This window comes from Curtobacterium sp. USHLN213 (assembly GCF_037144815.1).
GTDB lineage: Bacteria > Actinomycetota > Actinomycetes > Actinomycetales > Microbacteriaceae > Curtobacterium.
Window position 1 is genome coordinate 14,307 of the sequence record NZ_JBBCYQ010000014.1, and the last position, 14,830, is coordinate 29,136.

Sequence of the window (14,830 nt, forward strand, 5' to 3'; positions counted from 1 at the left end):
CCGTACGGTCGGACCGTGACCATACTCCTCCCCCTGCTCGCGGGCCTCGGTACCGGGCTCGCGCTCATCGTGGCGATCGGTGTGCAGAACACGTACCTGCTCCGGCTCGCGGTGACCTCGTCGGTACGGGTCGTGGCAGCGGCGGTGGTGGTCTGCGCGCTCTCGGATGCCGTGCTGATCCTCGCGGGGGTGCTCGGCGTCGGGGTCGTGGTCGAGCGGTTCCCGGTGGCGCTCGTGGTGATCCGCTTCGTCGGTGCGGCGTTCCTGGTGACCTACGGGGTGCTCGCGGCTCGGCGGGCGCTGTGGCCGTCCGGCGCGGCGATGCGGGTGGAGTCGGCGGCGGCGGCGGACGACGGCGTGCCGGTGGCGACCGCGGCGGTGGGACCGGCCACCTCGGCGACGGTGGGTGCGGGGCGGACGCGCACCGCGCCTCCTGGACCCGGACGGACCGACCGCGCCGTCACCATGCGGACGGCCGTCGTGACGATGCTGCTGTTCACGTGGGCCAACCCGCACGTCTACCTGGACACGCTCGTGTTCCTCGGGTCCGTCGCGAACCAGCAGGGGCCGGCGGAGCGGTGGTGGTGGACGGTGGGGGCGGTCCTCGCGAGTTGCCTGTGGTTCGGCGCGCTCGGGTTCGGCGGACGGCTGCTGCGACCGTTGTTCGCGAAGCCGCTGACGTGGCGCGTGTTCGACGGGCTCGTCGCGCTCGTCATGCTCGGGTTCGGCGCGGCGCTCGCACTGGGCGCCTGACGCGGCGCGCGGCCGCGGCGCGCGAGCGCGCCCACGCCCGCGTGGAACCACGTTTCCGACACCGAACCAGCCCCCGCGCGTGGTTCGGTGTCGGAAACGTGGTTCGACCCGCCCGCCAGCGCCCGCGCGCGGCCCCTACTGCAGCCCCTTGCCCACCCGGCTGTTGCGGCGGCTGTACCCGAAGTAGATCGCGAACCCGACCACGAGCCAGACGACGAACCGGAGCCACGTCTCGACCTCGAGGTTCAGCATCAACCAGAAGCACAGCACCGCCGAGACGATCGGCAGCACCGGCGACCACGGCACCCGGAAGGCACGCGGCGCGTCGGGACGCGAACGACGGAGCACGATGATCCCGATCGACACGAGCACGAACGCGGACAGGGTGCCGATGTTGATCATGCCCTCGAGCTTGTCGACCGCGGTGAAGCCGGCGAGCAGCGCGACGACGACCCCCGCGACGACCTGCACGCGCACCGGCGTCTGCGTCTTCTCGTTCGTCTTCGAGAACCAGCGCGGCAGCAGGCCGTCACGGCTCATCGCGAAGACGATGCGGGACAGGCCGAGCAGCAGCACCATGACGACCGTGGTCAGACCGATCAGGGAGCCGATCGCGATGATGCCGGCGGCCCACGGCAGTCCGACGATGTCGAAGGCCGAAGCCAGCGACGGCGTCTTCTCCTCGGCCAGGCGCTGGTACGACACCATGCCCGTGATGACGACGCTGACGCCGACGTAGAGCAGCGTCACGATGCCGAGGCCGATGAAGATGCCGCGCGGCAGGGTCTTCTGCGGGTTCTCGGTCTCCTCGGCGCTGGTCGCGACGACGTCGAATCCGATGAACGCGAAGAACACGAGGGAGGCCGCGGCGAGCAGGCCGAAGACGCCGTACTGGGCGGGCTCCGAGCCGGTGAACCAGGACACGAGCGACTGGGTCCAGACACTCCCCTCCGAACCGCGGGCGGGCGACGCCGGCGGGATGAAGGGGGTGAAGTTCGCGGCCTTGACGAAGAACGCACCGGCGACGATGACGAACACGACGATGGCGACCTTGATGACCGTGATGACGGCCGAGACCCGCGACGACAGGCGGGTGCCGAACGCGAGCAGCACCGTGAAGATGCCGACGATCAGGACCGGGCCCCAGGTGAACGGGATCGGCCCGAGCTGGATCGTGCTCGGCAGGTCGACGCCGAACACCTCGAACGCGGTGCTGAGGTAGATGCCCCAGTACTTCGCGATGACGGCGCTGGCGGTGAGGGTCTCGAGGATGAGGTCCCACCCGACGATCCAGGCGAGCAGCTCGCCCATCGTGGCGTAGGTGAACGTGTACGCGGAGCCGGCGACGGGGATCGTCGAGGCGAACTCGGCGTAGCACATGATCGCGAGGCCGCAGGTGACCGCGGCGAGCAGGAACGAGATGATGACGCCGGGCCCGGCGAAGTTCGCGGCGGCGTTCGCACCGACCGAGAAGATGCCGGCGCCGACGGCGACCGCGATCCCCATCGCGGCGATGTCGAACGTCTTCAGGGAGCGTTTCAGGGACCGGCCCTGCTCCTCGGAGTCGGCCAGTGAGGCCTCGATCGACTTGATGCGGAGCTTCTGTGCCATGGGGTGGATCCCGTCATCGGCTGGCGGCGGACCCCGCGACATTACTGGTGTACCACCCCGACACGCAAACACCGCGGACGGGTGTGGCCCGGCAGCGCGGCCTGCGACTGCGCGTGGTCCGGGGCCCGGGAGGCGCGGCTCGGCTCAGACGGACCGGCGCCAGTCCGACAGGAACCGCGCTCCGGCGTCGTCGTGGATCACGCCGTCGGGTGCCGTGAGCACCGGGTAGGGCGTCGCCGGGACCCCGTCGGACGGGCGGACGTCGACGTGCGCCACCTCGTGGCCGTTCGCGTGCAGCCAGTCCGCCATCGCGTAGTCGCTCCGGGAGTCGCCCATCGTCCGCCACGCCAGGGGCAGCTCGCCGTCCTGCGTGAGGAGCTCGAGCGACCGCTCGGCGCCCATGTCCTTGCCGCTGCGGTCGGACTCGACGTCGGTCGAGATGATCGTCGGGTCGATGCGCCACTGCACGGCACCGTCCGCGTCGGGGCGGACGTCGTCGAGCCGGCGGACCCCGAGCCCGCGGCGCTGGAGCGCGGCCATGGCCTTCGCGTCGAACTCCGGCTGGCGGGCGAGGTAGGTGGCGTTCGGCACCTCGACGCGCTGCTCGATCGAGACCATCGCGCGCTTCGTCTCGTCGAAGAAGACCAGGTCGGCGTACTCGTCGCGGACGAGCTCGCGCATCTCGTCGGCGTAGTCCCGCGGCAGCGCCAGGTCCTCGGCGACGGTCAGCTCGCCCATGCCGCCCTCGTACTGCGGGCCGATCGAGCACCAGACGGCGCCCTTCTCGCACACGGCGTGCACGCGGCCGCCCGCGGCGAGACCGCCGGCGAGCAGGGGTCCGACGACCTCCTGCCGGATGAAGGCGTCGCTCCGCCCCGTGTTGAACACGACGGGGATGCCCTCGGCCGCGAGCGCGACGAGGTCCTCGATGATGCTCGGGATCGCGATGGTGCGCGAGACGGGGCTGGCGATGGGCCCGTCGACGTCGAGCAGGAGTCCGAGGCGAGGTGCGTTCACGACGACCATCCTTGCAGCCCCGGTGGTCAGCGCCGTGCGGCCGTCCGCGCGGTGAAGCGATCGAGCAGCTGGCCGAGGGCCTCGGGCGCGGGTACATGTCCCTGCCCCGGCACCTCGGCGTACTCCGACCCCGGGACGGCCTCGACGACCGCTCGGGCCGCCTGCCGCATCCACTCGAGGCCGTCGCCACCGGCCGCGACGAGGACGGGCACGCCGACGGCTGCAGCCACCCGCTCGGGGATCGCGAGACCGTTGAGGACCCGGACGTCACGGCTCAGCACGTGCGCGTCGACGACGAGGGACCGCCACAGCGCACCCTTCAGCCGGAGTGCGGTGATCTGGCCCATGGGGACGCCGAGGACGTGCGCGAGGAACGCCCGGACGGCCTGGGCGCGACGGCCGACCGCGACGTGCTCGTCGAGGACGTCCGCGAAGACGACGTCGTCGGCGTGCGGGTCGACGGTGGCGCGGTAGGGCGGTTCCCAGAGCACGGCGGCGTCGAGTCGGACCCCGCCCGCGAGGCCGTGCAGCACCACGCCCGCGCCCACGCAGAGGCCGACCGCCGTGACGGGACCCTCGACGTCGGCGACGACGGCCGCGAGGTCCTCGACCTCGCGCTCGATCGCCCACGGGTCGGTGTCGCCGCTCGCGCCGCGGCCGCGTCGGTCGTAGGTGATGACCCGGTAGCGGTCCTGCAGGGCCGCGGTCAGGCCGGTGACGAACGGGGTGCCGTGGTGGTCGAACGCTCCGCCGACGACGACGAGCGCGGGGCCGGTCCCGGCGTCGGACACGGCGAGCACCGTGCCGTCCGCGGAGACGACCGTGCGGTCGACGTGCTGGTCCATGGGGTCCTCGAAGGTGGGTCGACCGCGGTGCGCCGCTGGCGCGCGTGGGGTCCTTCGGGTCTGGTCCTTGGCGGGTCGGTTGTGTCGAGCATGACAGCCCCGTGCCCCCGCGTCGACACCCGCAACCAGGGGGAGAACACCGGTCCGGCCGCTCTCGACTCAGACCAGTGCCGTCGTGCCCACCGACTCCCGCTCGAGCAGGGACCGCTTCACGTCGAGCCCCCACGCGAAGCCGCCGAGCGTGCCGTCGGTCCGCAGCACGCGGTGGCACGGCACGAACAGCGCCGGTGCGTTCCGCGCACACACGCTCGCCGCGGCCCGGACGGCGTCGGGTCGCCCCATCGCCGCGGCGAACCCGGTGTAGGTCAACGTCCCACCGGCGGGGATCAGTCGGAGCTGCCGCCAGCCCTCGGCGAAGAGCTCGGTGCCGAACTGGCGCACCGGCACCTGCATCGCGTGCTCGACCTCGCCCGCGTAGAACGCGTCGACGGCGTCCGCCGAGGCCACACGTCCGTCCACCACGCGTTCCGGCCGGTGCCGGTCCGCGAGGCGCGCGAGGATGCGCTCCGCGTCGTCCGTCCAGCCCGAGGCGAGGACACGGCCCTCGGTGTCCTCGAGCACGGTGAAGGGGCCGTCGGGGGTGTCCAGCGTCTGGATCGTCGCATCGGTCATCGTTCGTCCTTCCGGGCGGCCGGAGCCGCGGTCGTGTGGGTCGCACCGGTCGTCGCCGTCGCGCGGTCGATGATCGGTCGCCAGCAGTGCATCGTGAGGTAGCTCCGCCACGGCGCCACCTGCTCCGACCATAGGGAGAGCTCGCGCGCCGAACCGGGCAGACCGAGTTCCTGTGCACCGTTGCGCACGGCGAGGTCGCTGTGGAGGAAGACGTCCGGGTGGTGGCGGACCCGGAGCGCCACGTAGTCGGCCGTCCAGGGCCCGATGCCCTTCACCGCGAGGAGTCCGGCGCGCAGCTCGTCGAGCGACTGCCCGCCGTCGACCACGAGCGACCCGTCGGCGAGCGCGGCGGCCACCCGGAGGATCGTGTCGACGCGGGCAGCCGGGCCACGGAGCACCTCGTGCCCGCGGGCCGCGATGACGGCGGCGGACGGGAACAGCAGGCCGTCCGGCGCGATCGCGGACGGCATGGGCGCACCGAGCGCCGCGACCAACCGTGTCTGCGCCGTCCGGGCCGCCGCGACGGACACCTGCTGGCCGATGAGGGTCCGGAAGACGATCTCGTGCGGGTCCACGGCGCCGGGCAGCCGGATGCCGGGGACCCGGGCGACGGCGTCGGCCAGCTCGGGCACCGCGCCGAGCACGGCGTCGACGGCTTCCGGATCGGCGTCGAGGTCGAAGTACGAGCGCACCCGCGCCACGAGCGTCGGGAGGTCGGAGAGGTCCGTGACCCGCACGCGCAGGTCGATCCCGGTCCCCCGCCCGGCCACCCCGGGGACGGCGGCCGAGGCGCTGAACCAGGCCGCGCCTCCTGGCAGGTCGAGCACCCGTCCGTACGACGTGACCCGCCCGGTGTCGTCGACCTCCACCTGCTCCGTGCCCGCCAGGGCGTGGAGCGCGTGCCAGTCGAGGAGCCCCTGCGCGTCGAACGGCGCGCGCGCTGGCAGGTGCACGTGCAGCGCCCCGTCCGCGACCGGTCGGAGCGTGCGGCGTGCGCGGAGCTCGGTCGGCGTGACCGCGAAGACCTCGCGCACGGTCTCGTTGAACTGGCGGACGCTCGCGAACCCGGCGGCGAACGCGACGTCCGCGACGGGCAGGTCGGACGAGGTGAGCAGCGTCCGCGCGGTCTGTGCGCGGTGCGCCCGGCTGAGCGCCTTGGGCCCGGCCCCGAGCTCGGCGGTCATGATGCGGTTGAGCTGCCGCTCGGAGTACCCGACGCGGGCGGCGAGGCCGGGCACGCCGTCGCGTTCGACGACGCCGTCGAGGACGAGGCGCATGGCGCGTCCGGCGACGTCCTCGCGGAGGTCCCACTCGGGGCTGCCCGGTGTCGCCTCGGGCAGGCAGCGCTTGCAGGCGCGGAAGCCGGCGAGGTGCGCGGCGGCACTGGTGCGGTAGAAGGTGACGCCGGACTCCCGGGGCGTCCGGGCCGGGCACGAGGGGCGGCAGTAGATGCCGGTGGAGTGCACGGCGGTGACGAACTGCCCGTCGAACCGGGCATCGCGGGAGGCGACGACCCGGTAGCGCTCGGCGTGCAGTGCCTCTGGTGCGGTGGACATGCCCACAGCCTGACACGGCGCACCGACATCGACTGGCGGAAATCAGACAGGGCAGCGGACGTCCGTCGGTGCGGGAACGGCGGCCTGGAGGCGCGGCTAGTGTGGGCTGCGTGACCCTGGTGGACGACGTGGCCGGCTCCGGCGACCTGCCCTGCCGGACCGACGTCGAGATCGCGCTGCTGCTGGTGTCCCGGCGGCACCGGTACGAGGGGCGACCGGCGGACGGGGCGCTGCCCGCCGTGGACGGCGAGCCGGACGACCTGCGCGAGCGCGTCGAGCTGCGCGCGGGGCTCGGGATCGTCGGCGACCGGTACTTCGCGTCGCGGGCGCACGTGCACGCCTCGGTGACGGTGATCGGACTCGAGGGGCTCGACGCCGTCGCCGCCGAACTCGGTGCGGCCGTCGACCCGGTCGCGACCCGGCGGAACGTGTTCCTCCGCGGGGTGGACGTCGAGGCGCTCCGGGGCGAGCCGTTCTCCCTGCAGAGCACGGGTCACGAGCCGGTGCTCTTCCGCGGATACCGGCCGGCGAACCCGTGCGCCTGGATGGACCACGAGGTGGCCCCGGGGGCGTTCCGGGCGATGCGCGGGCGGGGCGGGGTGCGGTGCGACCCGGAGTCCGACGGCGTCCTCGCCCTCGGTCCCGCGGTGCTCCGCACGGCCCGCCCCGTCGCGCTCCCCTGACGCGCCGGCGCGCTCGGGGCGCCGAGACTCGGGCCCGCGGACTCTTTCGCGCTGCCGCAGCCCACGCCGAGTCCGCCGAGCCGAGACTCGGCCCAGCCTCCTACGCGGTCAGTGCGGACTCGATCGCGTCGACGAACGCCGGCAGGTCGTCCGGGTTCCGCGAGGTGATGAGCCCGCCGTCGACCTGGACCTCCTGGTCGACCCACTCGGCCCCGGCGTTCCGCACGTCGGTCTGCAGCGACGGGAACGACGTGATCGTCTTCCCCGACACGACGCCGGCCTCGATGAGGGTCCACGGCCCGTGGCAGATCGCGGCGACCGGCTTGCCGGCCTCCGCGAACGCCTGCACGAGGGAGACCGCCTGCTGGTCGGTGCGGAGGGTGTCGGCGTTGATCGTGCCCCCGGGGACGACGAGCGCGTCGAACGAGCCGGCGTTGACACCGGCGATGGTGGTGTCCGGGTCGACGTGCTTGCCCGGGTCCTTGTCGCCGACGAGGGTCGCGATCGCCCCGGTCTCCTGCGCCGCCACCGTCACGGTCGCGCCGCGCTCGCGGAGCTGGTCGATCGGGACGACGATCTCGTCCTGCTCCACGCCGTAGTTCGTCGCGATGACGAGGATCTTCTTGCCGTCGAGTGCTGCCATGGTCGTTCCTTCCGCGGCCCGGTCGTTCCGGCCGCACGACCAGCGTCGTCGGGGAGCGCTGGAAGCGTCCGCAGGTGGACAGCCGTGGGCGGCGGTCGGGTCAGCCGCGGATGCGGAAGGCCGTTCCCTCGCGCTCCACGGAGATGCCGTCGTAGCCGCCCACTCGGTACAGTCCCGCGGTGACGTCGGCCTCGAGCGTCCCCACGACGACCGTGGTAGCCCCGGAGGCGATGGCGGCCTCGAGCCCGGCGGGTGCGTCCTCGAACGCGACACAGTCGGCGGCGTCGACACCGAGCAGCGCCGCACCGCGCAGGTACCCGTCCGGGTGCGGCTTGCCGTGCTCGACGTCCTCGGAGGCGACGAGCGCCTCGGGCACGTGCACACCGGCGGCCTGCATCCGCTCCACCGCGAGGTCGCGGGGCGCACTCGTGACGATCGCGACCGGCACCCCGGCGTCGACCAGGCGGGACACGAACGCTCCGGCGCCCGGGACCTCCGAGATGCCCTCGGTGCTCTCGCGCTCCTCGGCGACGAGCCCGGCGGCGATCCGCAGCTGCTCGTCGTGGTCGAGGTCGGGCAGGAAGCGCTGGATCGTGCTGATCGCCTGGCGGCCGTGCGAGAAGGCGAGGATCTCCGCGGGGTCGATGCCGTGCTCGACGCCGAACCGGGTCCAGGTCGCCTCGACCACCGCGGTCGAGTCGACGAGCGTCCCGTCCATGTCGAAGAGGACCCCGGACGCCACGATGTCGATCACGCGCCCGACCCTAGCGTGCCGCCCCGGTCACTCGCCGGGGTCCGGCGCCCGTACGTACCGGGTGAGCAGCACACCGTCACGTCCGAGGAGCACGTGGGCCGGCCGGAAGCGCCGGAGGTCGGGCGAACCGCCGTGGGTGATGCGCGGGCCGGCGCCACCCTCGAGCGACGGGTCGACCGTCAGCGTGAGTTCGTCCACGAGGTCCGCCGCCACGAGCGCCCCGAAGAACGTCGGTCCGCCCTCGCAGTGCACCGTGCCGAGGCCGCGCGACACCAGGGCGTCCCGCAGGGCGACGGGGTCGACCGTGTCCGGGTCGTCGTCGGAGCTGCACGGCACGACGTCCGCGACCGCCGCGAGCGCCGCGGCCGGGGGCGACGACGCTGCGGTCGTCGAGGTGAGGACGATCGGACGCACCGGCGCCTCGGTGAACACCCGGGACGCCGGGTCGACGGACAGCGAGCCCGAGACGATCGCGAACACCGGGTGGTCGGGCAGCCCGTGTGCCCGCCGCCAGGCCACGTCGGCGTCGTGCAGCACCATCGGCCCGTAGCCCTCGTCACGGACGGTCCCCGCGGCCACCAGCACCGCGTCGGCCACCCGGCGCAGCAGGTCGAACACGCGCAGGTCGTCCGGCCCGCCGAGCGAACCCGAGACCCCGTCGCCCGCGGCCGTCGCCGAGCCGTCGAGCGTCGTCACGAAGTTCACCCGCAGCCAGGGTGCGACCGCCCCCGCCGTGTACAGCTCGAGCAGCTCGTCGTCGGACAGGTCGGCGATCGACGGCGGGAGGACGCTCACGTGTTGTGCCGCGCTTCCACCGGTGCCCGCCAGCCGAGCGTCGCCTCGACCATGCGCATCGCGTCCACGCTCTCGGCGACGTCGTGCATCCGGACGATCCGCGCGCCGAGCATCGCGCTCACGGTCGCGACCGCCAACGACCCCGCCAGTCGCTCACCGCGGGGACGCCCGAGCGACTCCCCCACGAAGTCCTTGTTCGAGACCGCCGCGAGCACCGGGTAGCCGAGCGCGACCACCTCGGGCAGGCGTCGGGTGAGCTCGAGCGTGTGCACCGTGTTCTTGTTGAGGTCGTGCCCCGGGTCGACGATGATCCGCGACTCCGGGATGCCGGCCGCGAGGGCCCGGTCGACCCGCTCGCGCAGGAACCCGACGACCTCGGTCGTCACGTCGCCGTACTGCGGCGGGGCCGGCAGCGGACGACGGGGCTCCGCCAGCGAGTGCGTGATCACGATCGTCGCGTCGGAGTCCGCCACGACGGCCGCCATCCGGGGGTCGGACAGCCCGGTCGTGTCGTTGACGACGCTCGCACCGGCCTCGATCGCCGCTGCGGCGACCTCGGGCCGGAAGGTGTCGACGCTGATCGTCACGTCGGACTCCTGCGCGAGCTGCCGGACGACGGGCACGACGCGGTCGATCTCGTCGGCGGCGGGCAGCTCCGGCCCCGGCGCGAACTTCACGCCGCCGATGTCGACCCAGTCCGCGCCCTGCTCGGCCGCGTGCACGGCGGCCTCGACGGCACGGTCGAGTGCGAAGGTCGCGCCGCGGTCGTGGAACGAGTCGGGCGTGCGGTTCACGATCGCCATGACGGCGATGCGGTGGTCGAAGTCGAAGGTCCGGCGGCCGATGGTGCGCACGGGCTCGCGCAGGTCGGGGACGACCCACCCGGGTGCGGTGGCAGCAGGGCCCTGGCGCGCCCCGCCTCGCTCGGTCGTCACGCGTCCGCCCCGCGGCCGGCTCCGACATCCGCGCCTGCACCGATCAGGGCGATCGCCTCGGCCCGTCCGGCTGCCTCGGCCAGAGTGCCGGTCGCTGCCACGGTCACGGTCGTCGACCCGGTCTGCCGCTCCCCACGGGTCGTCACGCACTGGTGCTGCGCGTCGAGGACCACGAGGACGCCGGCGGCCCCGAGCCCCTCGGCGATGGTCGCCGCGACCTGCTCGCCGAGCCGCTCCTGCAGCTGCGGACGGGAGGCCACCGCGTCGAGCACGCGCGACAGCGTGCCGAGGCCGATGAGCCGATCCCCCGGCGCGTACGCGAGGTGCGCCACACCGAGGAACGGGAGCAGGTGGTGCTCGCAGACGGACCGGAACTTCACGTCGCGCACGATGACGAGCTGCCCGCGGTCGCCCGGTTCGGCGTGGACCGTGCCGTCGCGGGCGATCGCCACCGCGTCCGTCCCGACGCCGGAGAAGAACTCGGCGTACGACTCGGCCACACGAGCGGGCGTGCGGGCGAGTTCCGCGCGGTCGGGATCCTCGCCGATCGCGAGCAGGAGCTCCCGCACGGCGGACTCGATGCGCGCACGGTCCAGACGTTGGTTCACCCGTCCATCCAACACCAGCCCTGGCCGCAGGACGCGACCGGCCACCGGGGGTGACGTACCCCGTCGAGGCGAGCCGCGCCTCCAGGAAATCCCCTGGAAGGAAGCTGTGACTTGCCGGAAACCCAGCGCCCTTTAAGCTTGTTCGGTGAGCGCCCCGCAGACCGACACCACGCCCCGGAACCGCTTCGCGACCGGCCTCGACCGCTTCTTCTCCATCACGCACCGCGGATCGACGATCCCCCGCGAGATCCGGGGCGGCCTCGTCTCCTTCGTGACGATGGCCTACATCGTCATCCTCAACCCGCTCATCCTCGGTGGGTTCAGCCAGGACCAGGCGCCGCAGGACGTCCTCGGCGGCTGGCTGCAGAACGCCCAGGTCGCCGCGGCCACCGGACTCGTCGCCGGGCTCATGACGATCGCGATGGGCCTCATCGCGAACCTGCCGTTCGGCATCGCCGCGGGGCTCGGGATCAACTCGTTCCTCGCCGTCAGCGTCGTGCACCAGGTCACCTGGGCCGAGGCGATGGGCCTCGTCGTCATCAACGGCGTCGTGATCGTGGTCCTGGCGTTGACGGGCATCCGGACGATGATCTTCACGGCCGTGCCGGCGCAGCTCAAGGCGGCAATCACCGTCGGCATCGGCCTGTTCATCGCGTTCATCGGCCTGGTCGACTCCGGGTTCGTCCGCACCACGAAGAACGCCTCGCCGCCGCTGCAGCTCGGCGAGGACGGCTCCATCGCAGCACTGCCGACCATCGTCTTCCTGATCGGCCTCGTCATCATCGGCACGCTGATGGCCCGCAAGGTCCGGGGTGCCCTGCTCATCGGCATCGTGGCGACCACGGTCATCGCGATCATCCTGCAGGCGATCTTCAAGGTACCGACCTCGGTCGACTCGCCCACCGGCTGGAACCTCAACGCGCCGGGGCTGCCCTCCGCGCTGTTCGCGGTGCCCGACCTGTCGCTCGTCGGCCACGCGGACGTCTTCGGTGCCTTCACCCGCATCGGCCCCATCGCCGCGTCGATGCTCGTCTTCACCCTCGTCTTCACGAACTTCTTCGACGCCATGGGCACGATGACCGGCCTCGCGAAGGCCGCCGGGGTCGCGAACCCCGACGGCACCTTCCCACGCCTGAAGTCGGCGCTCGTCGTCGAGGGTGCCGGCGCGATCGCGGGTGGTGGCGCCTCGGTGTCGTCGAACACCGTGTTCATCGACTCCGCCGCCGGCATCGGTGAGGGCGCCCGGACCGGCATGGCCTCCGTCGTCACCGGTCTGCTGTTCCTGGCGTCGATGTTCCTCACGCCGCTCACGCAGGTCGTCCCGCTCGAGGTCGCAGCCGCCGGGCTCGTGGTCGTCGGTGCGCTCATGGTGGCGCAGGTGAAGGACATCGACTGGACCGACTTCGGGGCGGCGCTGCCGGCGTTCCTGACGATCGTGATCATGCCGCTGACCTACTCGATCGCGAACGGCATCGGTGCGGGGTTCATCAGCTGGGTGCTCATCAAGCTGCTGTCCGGCCGCGGCCGTCAGGTGTCGTGGCTGCTGTACGTCGTGGCCGCGGGCTTCCTGCTGTACTTCGCGCGGGGGCCGCTCGAGGTGCTGCTCGGCGTCGGCTGAGGCGCGGCGCGGCGCGCTCGCGCTTGCGTCCGCTCGCTGCGTTCGCGTTTCGCACAACGAAAGTCGCCCCGAACCACGGGCAGTCGTGGTTCGGGGCGACTTGCGTTGTGCGCGGGCGCAGGGCCCGGGAGGCGCGGCCTCAGTCCGCCAGGTCGGCCGGCGTCGCCTCGTGGTGGCGTCGGCCCTGGGAGCGCCGGTCCTCCTTCATGCCCGCCTCGAACAGGTGCTTCCGTCCCTGCACGAGCTCGTCCCGCGCGGTCCGTTCGAGCTCCTTCGCGAGGGCGTAGTACCCGTCGTCGTAGTCCTCGACGACCTGGAACGTCCACCGGCCGGCGATGACGTTGCGTCCGACGAGCTCCGAGTCGATGCGGTCCGCCAGCTCGGTGTGGCCCGCGTCCCGGAGCTGCTCGACGGCCTCGCCGAGGTTCAGGTCCGCCATCCCGGTCAGCCGGTGGAACCCGTAGAGCAGTCCGCGGGCGTGCTCGATCACCTCGACCGCTGCCGACAGGGTGCCGAGCGCCTCGACCGTGGCGTCCGAGACCCCCTCGGGCACGCGGTGCTGCTCGTCGGGGCCCTGTGCGTCGTCGTGCGGTGCGTCGTTCGTCATGGGTCCCGTCTACCGGACCGCTGCTCCCACCGCTCCGAGGTGCCTCACTTCGTGGCGTTCGGGTGGTGCGACCCGAGCTCACCACGGAGCGCGTGACACGCGAGGTCCTCGGTCAGCGGGTCGGTCGTCAGGCGTTCCCATGCTGCCGCCACGGCGTTCCGCTGCGTGGCGACGACGTCCCGCCATCCCTGCTCCGCTGCTCGGTTCCCGAAGACGATCGTGTACTCGGTGGTGCGGACCGGCCGCACCACGCCGGAACGACGGGCCACCCGTCAGGGCTTCTCGACGACGACGGGGCTGTCGGTCACCTCGACCTCGGAGGTGTCCCAGCCGGCGGCGATGGCTTCGGCGGAGTTCCGCCATGCCTGCATCTCGAGCAGGAGCCGGCGCGGCTGCCGCAGCGAGAACGAACCCCGTGCGACCTCGACGATCTCCTTCGCGAACCGCTGCTGATCGGCGCGGCTCAGGAGCTTCAGCCACGGGTAGGGGATCGCCAGACGGTCGTGCAGCGGCAACTGCTCGTTGATCGTCACCGCGGCGATGAGCTGGGCGGCGATGTCGAGCACGGCCTCGTCGTCGTCCGAGCGCTCCTTCGTCGTCAGCACGAGCGGCTTGCCGTCGCGACGGGTCACCTCGAGCGGTTCCTGCTCGGCCGCGGCGAACACCTCCTTCGCATGGCGCGAGAGGTCGGAGGACTGCACCGCGCGACGGGGCCGAGACGGTGCGGGAGCAGGGGCGAGGATCGTCACGGATCAAGGCTATTCAGAACACGTTCTGAATACAAGTGGCCGAGGGACCGGCCGGGGCGGTACGGTTCGGGCATGACCAGGTGGGTCGCGCTGCTGCGCGGTGTGAACGTCAACGGGATCACGATCAGGAGCGCCGAACTCGCGGCGCTGTTCCGGGAACGCGGGTACCAGGACGTCCGGACCGTCCTCGCCTCGGGGAACGTGGTGTTCGGCTCGGACGGCACGGCCGCGGCGCTGAAGACCGACATCGAGCAGTCGCTCCGAGACCGCTTCGGCTACGACGCCTGGATCGTGCTCGTCCCCCACGACGACCTCGCCGCCGTCGTGGACGGCTTCCCGTTCCCAGCCGCCGAGGACCGCCACGACTACGTCGTGTTCGGCTCCGACGAGGACGCCCTCGACGACCTGCTGGCCGACCTCGAGGTCGACGAGTCCGTCGAGCGCGTTGCCCGGGGTGCGGGAGTCGTCTACTGGTCGTGCCCGAAGGGGTCGAGCACGGACACGGTGTTCGCCAAGCGGGCCGGTGCCGCACGCTTCAAGCGGACGACGACGACCCGCAACGCGAACACGCTCCGGAAGCTCCTGTGAGCCGGGGTGGTCTGCACCACGTCGAACTGCGCACCGCCGACCTCGACGCGTCCGGTCCCGCGTGGGACTGGCTCCTGACCGAGCTCGGCCACGAGCCCTTCCAGCGCTGGCCCGACGGGCGCAGCTGGCGGCTCGGCGACCTGTACGTCGTGCTCGAGACCGCCCCGCTGCCGGGCGAGCACGATCGACGACGCCCGGGCCTGAGCCACCTCGCGTTCCACGCCGGTGGCACCGACGACGTTGCCCGGATCTGGGCGGCCGCGCCCGCGTGCGGATGGCGACCTCTACGAGGACCGCCATCCGCACGCCGGCGGGCCGGACCACCACGCGGCGTTCCTCGAGGACGCCGAACGGTTCAAGGTCGAACTCGTCGCCGACTGAGCGGCGACGACCGGA

General features: G+C 72.6%; 18 protein-coding genes. 5 read left to right on the forward strand and 13 right to left on the reverse strand.

Annotated features, from left to right (window positions below; translation table 11 throughout):
• Window positions 1-15 precede the first annotated feature (15 nt).
• On the forward strand, window positions 16-753 hold the full coding sequence (locus WFH25_RS16835; protein WP_336698665.1) for a LysE/ArgO family amino acid transporter: 738 nt from the start codon (window positions 16-18) through the stop codon (window positions 751-753).
• 135 nt (window positions 754-888) lie between these two features.
• Here WFH25_RS16835 and WFH25_RS16840 read toward each other — a convergent pair whose 3' ends face one another.
• The 5 genes from WFH25_RS16840 to WFH25_RS16860 all read right to left on the reverse strand — a co-directional run bounded on the left by WFH25_RS16840 (window position 889) and on the right by WFH25_RS16860 (window position 6,454).
• Window positions 889-2,364 (reverse strand): amino acid permease, encoded by a 1,476-nt coding sequence (locus WFH25_RS16840; RefSeq protein WP_336698666.1) that lies wholly within the window; start codon window positions 2,362-2,364, stop codon window positions 889-891.
• 144 nt (window positions 2,365-2,508) lie between these two features.
• Window positions 2,509-3,390: a hypothetical protein gene (locus WFH25_RS16845; protein ID WP_442892428.1), complete on the reverse strand. Its 882-nt coding sequence runs from the start codon at window positions 3,388-3,390 to the stop codon at window positions 2,509-2,511.
• Window positions 3,391-3,407: 17 nt separating this feature from the next.
• Entirely contained in the window at window positions 3,408-4,226 is an 819-nt protein-coding gene (locus tag WFH25_RS16850) for an alpha/beta fold hydrolase (RefSeq protein ID WP_229085572.1), read from the reverse strand.
• 159 nt (window positions 4,227-4,385) lie between these two features.
• On the reverse strand, window positions 4,386-4,898 hold the full coding sequence (locus WFH25_RS16855) for a methylated-DNA--[protein]-cysteine S-methyltransferase (protein WP_070417632.1): 513 nt from the start codon (window positions 4,896-4,898) through the stop codon (window positions 4,386-4,388).
• Complete coding sequence (locus WFH25_RS16860) at window positions 4,895-6,454, reverse strand: DNA-3-methyladenine glycosylase 2 family protein (RefSeq protein WP_336698669.1); 1,560 nt, start codon at window positions 6,452-6,454, stop codon at window positions 4,895-4,897. The genes WFH25_RS16855 and WFH25_RS16860 overlap by 4 nt, the downstream gene beginning before the upstream one ends.
• A gap of 110 nt (window positions 6,455-6,564) precedes the next feature.
• Here WFH25_RS16860 and WFH25_RS16865 point away from each other — a divergent pair, with 110 nt between their 5' ends.
• A complete protein-coding gene (locus tag WFH25_RS16865) occupies window positions 6,565-7,137 on the forward strand; it encodes an MOSC domain-containing protein (protein ID WP_336698670.1) in 573 nt (190 codons plus the stop codon).
• A 100-nt stretch (window positions 7,138-7,237) separates the two neighbouring features.
• Here WFH25_RS16865 and WFH25_RS16870 read toward each other — a convergent pair whose 3' ends face one another.
• The 5 genes from WFH25_RS16870 to folE form a co-directional block, all read right to left on the reverse strand.
• Window positions 7,238-7,780, reverse strand: coding sequence for a type 1 glutamine amidotransferase domain-containing protein (locus tag WFH25_RS16870; RefSeq protein ID WP_336698671.1), 543 nt, complete (start codon window positions 7,778-7,780; stop codon window positions 7,238-7,240).
• Between the two features lie 100 nt (window positions 7,781-7,880).
• A complete protein-coding gene (locus tag WFH25_RS16875; protein ID WP_071302454.1) occupies window positions 7,881-8,534 on the reverse strand; it encodes an HAD-IA family hydrolase in 654 nt (217 codons plus the stop codon).
• A 27-nt stretch (window positions 8,535-8,561) separates the two neighbouring features.
• Window positions 8,562-9,329: a pyrimidine reductase family protein gene (locus WFH25_RS16880; RefSeq protein ID WP_336698673.1), complete on the reverse strand. Its 768-nt coding sequence runs from the start codon at window positions 9,327-9,329 to the stop codon at window positions 8,562-8,564.
• The gene (gene folP / locus WFH25_RS16885; RefSeq protein ID WP_070417628.1) at window positions 9,326-10,264 is read right to left on the reverse strand and encodes a dihydropteroate synthase; all 939 of its coding nucleotides are present in this window, start codon (window positions 10,262-10,264) and stop codon (window positions 9,326-9,328) included. The genes WFH25_RS16880 and folP overlap by 4 nt, the downstream gene beginning before the upstream one ends.
• On the reverse strand, window positions 10,261-10,872 hold the full coding sequence (folE, locus tag WFH25_RS16890) for a GTP cyclohydrolase I (protein WP_336698674.1): 612 nt from the start codon (window positions 10,870-10,872) through the stop codon (window positions 10,261-10,263). Before folE ends, folP begins: the two co-directional genes overlap by 4 nt.
• 145 nt (window positions 10,873-11,017) lie before the next feature.
• Between folE and WFH25_RS16895 the strand changes: the two genes are divergently transcribed.
• Window positions 11,018-12,490: an NCS2 family permease gene (locus WFH25_RS16895; RefSeq protein ID WP_336698675.1), complete on the forward strand. Its 1,473-nt coding sequence runs from the start codon at window positions 11,018-11,020 to the stop codon at window positions 12,488-12,490.
• A gap of 139 nt (window positions 12,491-12,629) precedes the next feature.
• Here WFH25_RS16895 and WFH25_RS16900 read toward each other — a convergent pair whose 3' ends face one another.
• From WFH25_RS16900 to WFH25_RS16910, 3 genes are read right to left on the reverse strand one after another with little or no spacing between them, the layout of a single operon-like run.
• On the reverse strand, window positions 12,630-13,097 hold the full coding sequence (locus tag WFH25_RS16900) for a hypothetical protein (RefSeq protein ID WP_336698676.1): 468 nt from the start codon (window positions 13,095-13,097) through the stop codon (window positions 12,630-12,632).
• A 44-nt stretch (window positions 13,098-13,141) separates the two neighbouring features.
• The gene (locus WFH25_RS16905; RefSeq protein ID WP_336698677.1) at window positions 13,142-13,366 is read right to left on the reverse strand and encodes a hypothetical protein; all 225 of its coding nucleotides are present in this window, start codon (window positions 13,364-13,366) and stop codon (window positions 13,142-13,144) included.
• A gap of 3 nt (window positions 13,367-13,369) precedes the next feature.
• Entirely contained in the window at window positions 13,370-13,846 is a 477-nt protein-coding gene (locus WFH25_RS16910; protein WP_336698678.1) for a prevent-host-death protein, read from the reverse strand.
• 72 nt (window positions 13,847-13,918) lie between these two features.
• Between WFH25_RS16910 and WFH25_RS16915 the strand changes: the two genes are divergently transcribed.
• Window positions 13,919-14,434: a DUF1697 domain-containing protein gene (locus WFH25_RS16915; RefSeq protein WP_261646728.1), complete on the forward strand. Its 516-nt coding sequence runs from the start codon at window positions 13,919-13,921 to the stop codon at window positions 14,432-14,434.
• A 225-nt stretch (window positions 14,435-14,659) separates the two neighbouring features.
• Window positions 14,660-14,815 carry a hypothetical protein gene (locus WFH25_RS19405; protein ID WP_442892429.1) on the forward strand — a complete coding sequence of 52 codons (156 nt, stop codon included), beginning with the start codon at window positions 14,660-14,662 and terminating at the stop codon, window positions 14,813-14,815.
• Window positions 14,816-14,830: the final 15 nt, after the last annotated feature.